The organism is Rhodoferax sp. (assembly GCF_012927445.1).
Taxonomy (GTDB): Bacteria; Pseudomonadota; Gammaproteobacteria; order Burkholderiales; family Burkholderiaceae_C; genus Rhodoferax.
In genome coordinates this window covers 22,194-30,217 of sequence record NZ_JABBPD010000009.1, presented here as the reverse complement: position 1 = coordinate 30,217, position 8,024 = coordinate 22,194, and the positions used below count along the sequence as shown (strand labels likewise).

Here is an 8,024-nt window from a genome sequence, read left to right as displayed (position 1 = left end):
ATCAAAAACCACCCAGCAAATTGATGTGAACTTGACACTCACAACACCTTCGCTAGCGCTACATATTTACATACGTTTCATGAGCGAAGCCTTAGATTATGGCACGCTTTATTTGCCTTTCACGAACTTTCTTTACCCCACTCGACTGCCAGTCTGCTTATGCATCTTTGTCAACAATGCGACGCAGCCATCAATATGCCATGCCACCAATAGCAGTGGTCTATCTGTTCAGCAAGCCACGCGTCTTGCAGCGGATGTGGACTGGCTATCGTGCCATGCGATTCAGGGTTTCTATGCGACCGAAGTCACCCGCCTGACGCACAACCAGACGACCTCACCATCGCCTCTCGCGGGTCACTCGCCGCGTGCAACGGCTACCGAAGCCGTATTCGGCCCCATCCTATTCAGTTCACCAATAAAACCCAGAGCAGAGGTATACAAGCCTCCACACCCAGCTAAATGACGGCCACCTTTTAGTTTGTGCTACATCATGTGCTCCTCATGATGAAGAGGCAAAAACACCCATTTGGGGCCGATCGTGATCGCTCGCTTCCAAGCCAGACACAACGGCTGAAAGCACTGTTCACCGAGCAGAAGGATAATCGTCGCCTATATGGCACTTATTACCTTTCTAAACGCCCAACTTGCTTTTGGGCATGTGGCGCTCCTCGATCACACTGACTTTGCACTCGAAACCGGCGAGCGCGTTGGCGTGATCGGTCGCAATGGCACGGGCAAAACATCATTTCTTAAAATCTTGGCCGGACTTGAAAAAGCCGACGATGGCACCCTGCAGTTACAACAAAACTTGCGGCTGGCGTACGTGGCGCAAGAACCCCTGCTTGACCCAGATGCTACTGTTTTTGTAGCTGCGAGCGCAGGTATCTCGGGGGTTATCGCCCTAATTGATCAATATTGCCAAGGTGAGGGCGACTTGGACGCCCTGCAAAGCGCGATTGAAGCGCAAGACGGCTGGAACTGGGAGCAACGCGTGACGGAGACGCTGCACCGCCTGCATCTGGACGAAAACGCCATCATCAGCACGCTGTCCGGAGGCACCAAAAAGCGTGTTGCCTTGGCGCAGGCCTTGGTCGCCCAGCCGGACGTGTTGCTGCTGGATGAACCGACCAACCACCTGGATCTGGACTCGATCGAATGGCTGGAAGATCTGCTGATTGCCTTCAAAGGTAGCGTCGTCACCATTACCCACGACCGAGCTTTCCTGGACCGGGTGGCCACGCGCATTGTGGAACTGGACCGCGGCAAGTTGCGCTCCTATGAGGGCAATTTTGCCCAGTATTTGATCCTCAAAGAGGATCAAAATGCACAAGAAGCGGTGATCAGCGCCAAAGCCGACAAGTTGCTGGCGCAGGAAGAGGTCTGGATTCGAAAGGGCGTCGAGGCCCGGCGCACCCGCAGTCAGAGCCGCATTGGCCGCCTGGAAGACCTGCGCGCCAGCCGCCGGGCACATCGCGAAGCCGTTGGCAGCGTGAAAATGGACGTGGCTTCTGGCGCACTGGGCGGCAAACTGGTGGCGGAGTTGACGGAGGCCAGCCTGTCCTTCGGCGACAAAGTCATCATCAAAGACTTCAGCGCCACCGTCATGCGGGGTGACAAAATTGGTTTGCTCGGGCCCAACGGCGCTGGCAAAACCACGCTGCTCAAGCTCATCTTGGGTGAATTGGTCCCCGACAGCGGCAAGATTCGCCAAGGCGCCAACCTGCAGGTCGCCTACTTCGACCAGATGCGCAATGCGCTGGATCTGGATGCTACGCTGGTGGACTTTATCAGTCCAGGGAGCGAGTGGATTGAGATCGGCAACCAGCGCAAGCACGTCAAAAGCTACTTGGGCGACTTCCTGTTTTCGCCGGCCCGCGCCAACTCCCCAGTGCGTTCGCTGTCGGGTGGTGAGCGTAACCGACTGCTGCTGGCGCGCCTGTTTGCCCGCCCGGCCAATGTCTTGGTGCTGGACGAGCCCACCAATGACCTGGACATTGAGACCCTGGAATTGCTGGAAGAGTTGCTGCAAAGCTATGAGGGCACCGTGTTTTTGGTCAGCCACGACCGCACCTTCCTGGACAACGTGGTCACCAGCACGATTGCGTGTGAAGGTAACGGTCTGTGGCGTGAATACGAAGGCGGTGTGCAGGATTGGCTGATTCAGTCCAAACGCAGCAAGGAAATTCAATCCGCTATGAATTCAGTAGCTGCTGGCGCACAACAGACGGGGGCCAGAGGCGAAAAATACACTAAATCCACGGACAGCAAGAAGATTTTGACGCCGCAAAAGCTCAGCAACAAAGCGCAGCGCGAACTCGACAGCTTGCAAGCAAAAATTGACGCGCTGGAACAGGAGCAGGCCGCCTTGCACGCCGAGTTGGCGGACGCCAACCTCTATGCGAAAGACCCGGCGCGTGCAACCGAACTGTATGCGCGTGACGCGGCGATTGAAGAAGACATGCTGACTGCCATGGCTCGCTGGGAAGAACTCTCCGGCAGTTAACTCACACCCGGTAACGGTCCGTCGCGCTGCTGAGCTTGGCAATCAGCGCGGGCGCGATCGCGGTGAGGGGCAACACTTCGTCAGCGGCGCCATGCAGAATGGCCTCGCGCGGCATGCCGAAGACGATGCAGGAGGCCTCGTCCTGCACGAAGTTGTAGCTACCGGCGTCTTTCATTTCGCGCATTGCCTTGGCGCCATCGTTGCCCATGCCGGTCAGCATGACGCCATACGCATTACGCCCGACCACGCTGGCGGCTGATTTGAACAGGACCTCGACCGACGGTTTGTGCCGATTGACCGGCTCGCCGTCTTCCACCACTGCCACATAATTGGCGCCGCTGCGGTCCACCCGGAACTGCTTGCCACCGGGGGCGATGTAGGCGTGCCCCGGCAGGATGCGCTCGCCATGCACCGCTTCCTGCACCGTGATCTGGCACAAGCTGTTCAGGCGGGCGGCAAAACTGGTGGTGAAACCCGGCGGCATGTGCTGGGTGATCACGATACCGGGCGAGTCCGCCGGCAGACGCGTCAAGATCTCCTTGATCGCCTCGGTGCCACCGGTTGAGGCACCAATACAAATCAGTTTCTCGGTCGACACCCGCCCGATGAAAGCCACCGGCGCACGGACGGGCGCCGCCCCACCGGATGTCGAGGCGACAAAAGCGGGTGGAGCCACCATCCGTTTGATATGCGCAGCAGAGGCAATGCGTACCTTATCCACAATCTGAGCTGACAACTCACTCAACCCGTCGGCCACGCCAATTCTGGGTTTGGAGACAAAATCAACCGCGCCCAATTCCAGCGCCTTCATCGTGACTTCGGCCCCGCGCTCGGTCAGGGTCGAAATCATGACCACCGGCATCGGGCGCAGGCGCATCAGCCGGCCCAGAAAATCGATCCCATCCATGCGCGGCATCTCAATATCCAAGGTCAGGACATCCGGATTGAGTTCGCGAATCATCTCACGGGCGATCAGGGGGTCATTGGCAGAGCCAATGCATTCCATGTCGGGTTGCCGATTGATGATTTCGGCCAACAAGCTCCGCACCAACGCCGAATCATCGACCACCAGTACTCGAATTTTCTTCAATTCAAGATCCTCAAAACAAGTCCACCGAACCACCCGAAGTCGTCTTGGCAACGATCGCCGCATTGCCTTTGCGTTCTTCCACAGCCAACGTTTCTGGATGCGAATGGGCCAGGCGTTTGACCAGCGCTTTGCCCGTCACCGGGAAAAAACAAACCTTGCGCGGGTGAATATCCAACACGTCCTGCGACACCACCGGAATACGTTCCGTCGCGAGGTAATCCAGCACAAACTTCGTGTTCCGTTCGCCAACGTTCATGGTGGTGAAACCCGCCATGACCTGTGCCCCGCCAAATATTTTGGCTTGCATCGTCTCGCGACGAGCGCCTTTTTTCAACATTTCATTGATCAGCAGTTCCATGGCGTAAGAGCCATAACGGCCAAAACCGTCGGCACTGTCGCCATCCGGCAGCATAAAGTGATTCATTCCCCCGGTGCGCACCTTGCCATCCCATAAACAAGCCGAGATACAGGAGCCTAAAACCGTCATGACGACAATATCTTCGCTGGAAACAAAATACTCACCCGGCAACACCTTCACCGCGTCATATTGAAAATGATGATCGTGGTAAAAAAAGGAAGCTTCACCGGGATTGCGGGCTTGCGCCTTGAGTTGATCAACACGCGAAATTCGACCACCCGTCAATATTTTCGGTGCGGCAGAGACGACAGCAGGACGGCCAGACAAACCGCCTGCGCCGGATTGGGGGAAATTCATGTAGGCCTTGCAGTCATTTTGAGCGCTGACATACAACAACGACGCTCTTTAGTCATGAAAACTTAACGGCGCTCATAGACCGTCTTGCCTCGAAGAACAAATAAATCCCGCGACTCGCTGAAATTTTCCGCATGCCCCACAAACAGCAAGCCGCCCGGCGCCATCACGCGATGGATGCGCTCGAGCACCTTGCGCTGGGTTGGCGCATCAAAATAAATCATGACGTTGCGACAGAAAACAATGTCGAACGGCTCACGAAATGGCCAGTCATCCCGAATCAAATTCACACTGATGAACTGGATCAGGCGTTGCAACTCGGGTTTGACACGCGCCATACCTTCATTCGCCCCTTTGCCGCGCAGAAAAAAGCGCTGCATCCGCGCTTCATTGACGCCCTTGAGGCACTCAAGCCGGTACACGCCTTGCGCGGCAGAAGCCAAGACCTTGGAGTCAATGTCGCTGGCCGTCAAGGCAAAGTTGGCCTTCGGGCCAAGGGCCTCCATGGCGGTCATGACAATGGAGTAAGGCTCTTCCCCGGTCGATGCGGCATTGCACCAAACCCGCCAGGCGGTACCCGCAGGCCTCGATTTCAAGTGCGTTGCGAGAATCTCGAAATGGTGTTGTTCACGGAAAAACGAGGTCAGATTCGTGGTCAAGGCATTGACGAATTCCTGCCATTCGGGGCCGTCATGCGTTTCCAGCCAGCCCAAGTAGTCTTTGAAACTCTGATGACCGGTATCGCGCAGACGCCGAGACAAACGGCTGTACACCATCGCGTGCTTGCCATCGTGCAGACTGATACCAGCTCGCTGATAAATCAAGGTTTGCACCCGATCAAAATCTGCATCCGTCCACACGAACTCACGCCCCTGCATACCTGCACCACCGACATCGGAAGAATCGCCCGCCGGTGCCTGAGCCGAAGCCATGGGACGAGCGCTTCTAGCGACGAGTGACATGTTGCCTTAAAACATTGCTTGGACCGCGCTTACACGACATCAGGAGCCAATTCCATGTCGAGGCCTGACATCAGTTTTTCGATGTCCAGCAGGATCAGCATACGATCTCCCAGCGAACCGAGGCCCAAAACTGAGTCGCTGTCAATCACGCTGTCGACGTCCGGCGCCGCCTTCAGGCTCTCGGCCGGGAGTTCCATCACATCACTGACCGAATCCACCACGATGCCCACAATTCGATTGTGCAGATTCAAAATAATGACGACCGTGAAGGAGTTGTATTCGACCTTTGCGCAATTGAACTTCAACCGCATGTCAACGATCGGAACAATCGTGCCCCGCAAATTAACCACCCCTTTGATGAAATTAGGGGCATTGGCAATGCGGGTTGGTGGCTCGTAGCCACGGATTTCCTGAACCTTCAAAATGTCGATGCCATACTCTTCCTGGTCGAGTCGGAAGGTCAAGTACTCGCGCGCACCAGTTGCGGACATTTCGCCAATTTTTTCCATTGCACCCATCTTGTTCTCCTTCTGATCGTGGGGTTTAGTGGCGTGAGCGGCGAACCAGCGCGCCTGTATCCAGAATGAGCGCCACCTTGCCGTCGCCCAGAATGGTAGCGCCCGATATATTGGGAACTTTGCGGTAATTTGACTCCAGGTTTTTCACCACCACCTGCTGCTGGCCGAGCAACTCGTCCACCAACAGGGCAACCCGACAGCCATCGGCCTCAATCACGACCATGATGTCGCTGGACTTTTCAAAGTCAAAGCGGGGCACTTGAAATACTTTTTCCAACTCGATCACCGGCATGTATTCGTCGCGCACTTTGACCAATTGCGCGCCCTGTCCGACTGTGCTGACGGCATCGGACTTCACCTGGAACGACTCCACCACCGACGACAGCGGCAGAATGTAGACCTCATTGCCCACACCAACCGACATGCCATCCATGATGGCCAATGTCAGGGGCAAACGAATGGACACCTTCATGCCATAGCCTTCTGAGGAATCAATCTCCACCGTACCATTCAAGGCGGCAATATTGCGCTTTACTACGTCCATGCCGACACCGCGCCCGGACACATCCGTCACCACGTCTGCCGTGGAGAAACCGGGCGCAAAGATCAGCATCCAGACTTCAGAGTCTGGCATTTGATCTGATACATCCATCCCACGCTCACGGGCTTTGGCCAAAATCTTTTCACGCGACATGCCACGACCGTCGTCCCGCACCTCAATCACGATGGAGCCGCCCTGATGGGCTGCGGACAAGGTAATCGTTCCGGTTTCAGATTTTCCAGCACGAAGCCGATCCGCCGGCATTTCAATGCCATGGTCACAACTATTGCGCACCAAATGCGTCAATGGATCGGTAATCTTTTCCACCAAACCTTTATCAAGCTCGGTCGCTTCGCCCTGCGTCACAAAATCGACCTTCTTGCCCAGTTTGCTGGCCAGATCACGCAACATCCGCGGAAAACGGCTGAAGACGATGGACATCGGAATCATCCGAATCGACATCACCGACTCCTGCAAATCTCGCGTATTCCGGTCAAGATCCGTCAATCCAGTCAACAGTTGTTGGTAAAGCGCGGGGTCCAGTGCCCGACTATTTTGAGCCAGCATGGCTTGTGTAATGACCAGCTCCCCCACCAAGTTAATCAGTTGATCAACCTTGCTGATGGCAACCCGGATCGTCGCGGCCTCTGGCTGCACAATGGAGGCAGCGGGCTTGACACCCACCCGGGCAGGCGCTGTTGATCCGGCAGACGTCACCACACCACCAACGCTCACAGCAGGCATCGGTGCGCCTGGCGCACCATCAAAAAAACCGAATCCCGGCAACGGAGCCAATGGCGCGCCCGGCGGTGGATCATCATCATAGGAACCCTTCGTGGTCGCACCAATCGCTCCATCGAAAAGTCCAGAGCTGAGTTCAGGCGCTACGGTTACGTCATCAAGCTCCTTGATAGATACCTGTGCCCGTGAAACGTGAAACGCAAACAAATCCAGCAAATCTTCATCTGAAGATGACGTTTCAACCGCAAAAAGACGGCTGTCCGTTTGAGTACAGGGCAACGCCGTGATGTCGCCCAGACCAGGAATGTCTCGAAACAACTCCTTGATGGCATCTGCTTGCTCTGGATGATCCAGTGGCCCAATTCGAATTTCAAGAGAACGTGTTGTTTTTGATGGCTTGTTGACGGCCTGCACCACCACAACTACCGGCTGAACGACCTCGATAACGGGTATCGCAATCTGCTGAACAGATACTGCACTGGCTTGCGGTGAAGGAACCTGACCAGAAGCCAACACGCTGATGCGACGCACCAAGTCAGCAGTTGGCGGTGAATCGCCCTCACCACCCGCCTGATGCCGAGCCAAAAGTCCACGCGCCGCATCCGCCGACTCGAGCAACACATCGACCATGGCAGCGTTGGGCTGCAATTCGTGTCGACGCAAGCGATCCAGCAAGGACTCCATTTGATGCGTCAACTCCGCAACATCCGAAAACCCGAACGTTGCAGCGCCGCCTTTGACGGAGTGAGCACAACGGAAAACACCATTCAACTCTTCATCATCGGCCGTCTCAAGATTCAGGCTGAGCAGCATGTGCTCCATCAAATCGAGATTTTCCCCAGCCTCTTCAAAAAATATCTGATAAAACTGACTCAGGTCAAAATCAACACCTGACCCACTACCTTCTTGATGCGCTTCCGACATTGCAATCTCCAATATTATGTGTATTCACCCGAC

Annotated in this window: 7 protein-coding genes; 2 read left to right on the top strand and 5 right to left on the bottom strand. The window is 55.7% G+C overall.

Translation table 11 applies throughout. The features are described 5' to 3' along the window. Together HHJ17_RS18550 and HHJ17_RS18545 are read left to right on the top strand one after the other, a co-directional pair. Nucleotides 1-463 (top strand): hypothetical protein (locus HHJ17_RS18550; protein WP_296500644.1); only part of this gene is annotated, 463 nt, incomplete at its 5' end. A 150-nt stretch (nucleotides 464-613) separates the two neighbouring features. Beyond that, the gene (locus tag HHJ17_RS18545; protein ID WP_296500645.1) at nucleotides 614-2,503 is read left to right on the top strand and encodes an ATP-binding cassette domain-containing protein; all 1,890 of its coding nucleotides are present in this window, start codon (nucleotides 614-616) and stop codon (nucleotides 2,501-2,503) included. A 1-nt stretch (nucleotide 2,504) separates the two neighbouring features. On the opposite strand, the gene HHJ17_RS18540 is transcribed toward HHJ17_RS18545, so the two are convergent. The 5 genes from HHJ17_RS18540 to HHJ17_RS18520 form a co-directional block, all read right to left on the bottom strand. Beyond that, nucleotides 2,505-3,593, bottom strand: coding sequence for a chemotaxis response regulator protein-glutamate methylesterase (locus tag HHJ17_RS18540; RefSeq protein WP_296500646.1), 1,089 nt, complete (start codon nucleotides 3,591-3,593; stop codon nucleotides 2,505-2,507). A gap of 10 nt (nucleotides 3,594-3,603) precedes the next feature. Continuing rightward, complete coding sequence (cheD, locus tag HHJ17_RS18535) at nucleotides 3,604-4,308, bottom strand: chemoreceptor glutamine deamidase CheD (RefSeq protein WP_296500648.1); 705 nt, start codon at nucleotides 4,306-4,308, stop codon at nucleotides 3,604-3,606. A 62-nt stretch (nucleotides 4,309-4,370) separates the two neighbouring features. Further along, a complete protein-coding gene (locus HHJ17_RS18530; RefSeq protein WP_296500650.1) occupies nucleotides 4,371-5,237 on the bottom strand; it encodes a CheR family methyltransferase in 867 nt (288 codons plus the stop codon). Nucleotides 5,238-5,296: 59 nt separating this feature from the next. Then, the gene (locus HHJ17_RS18525; protein ID WP_296500652.1) at nucleotides 5,297-5,785 is read right to left on the bottom strand and encodes a chemotaxis protein CheW; all 489 of its coding nucleotides are present in this window, start codon (nucleotides 5,783-5,785) and stop codon (nucleotides 5,297-5,299) included. Between the two features lie 25 nt (nucleotides 5,786-5,810). Beyond that, entirely contained in the window at nucleotides 5,811-7,991 is a 2,181-nt protein-coding gene (locus HHJ17_RS18520) for a chemotaxis protein CheW (RefSeq protein WP_296500654.1), read from the bottom strand. Nucleotides 7,992-8,024 lie beyond the last annotated feature (33 nt).

Coding starts and splice junctions, on each gene's coding strand:
- HHJ17_RS18525 (WP_296500652.1), bottom strand. CDS start 5,785: ATGGGTGCAATGGAAAAAATTGGCGAAATGTCCGCAACTGGTGCGCGC.
- HHJ17_RS18545 (WP_296500645.1), top strand. CDS start 614: ATGGCACTTATTACCTTTCTAAACGCCCAACTTGCTTTTGGGCATGTG.
- HHJ17_RS18530 (WP_296500650.1), bottom strand. CDS start 5,237: ATGGCTTCGGCTCAGGCACCGGCGGGCGATTCTTCCGATGTCGGTGGT.
- HHJ17_RS18520 (WP_296500654.1), bottom strand. CDS start 7,991: ATGTCGGAAGCGCATCAAGAAGGTAGTGGGTCAGGTGTTGATTTTGAC.
- cheD (WP_296500648.1), bottom strand. CDS start 4,308: ATGAATTTCCCCCAATCCGGCGCAGGCGGTTTGTCTGGCCGTCCTGCT.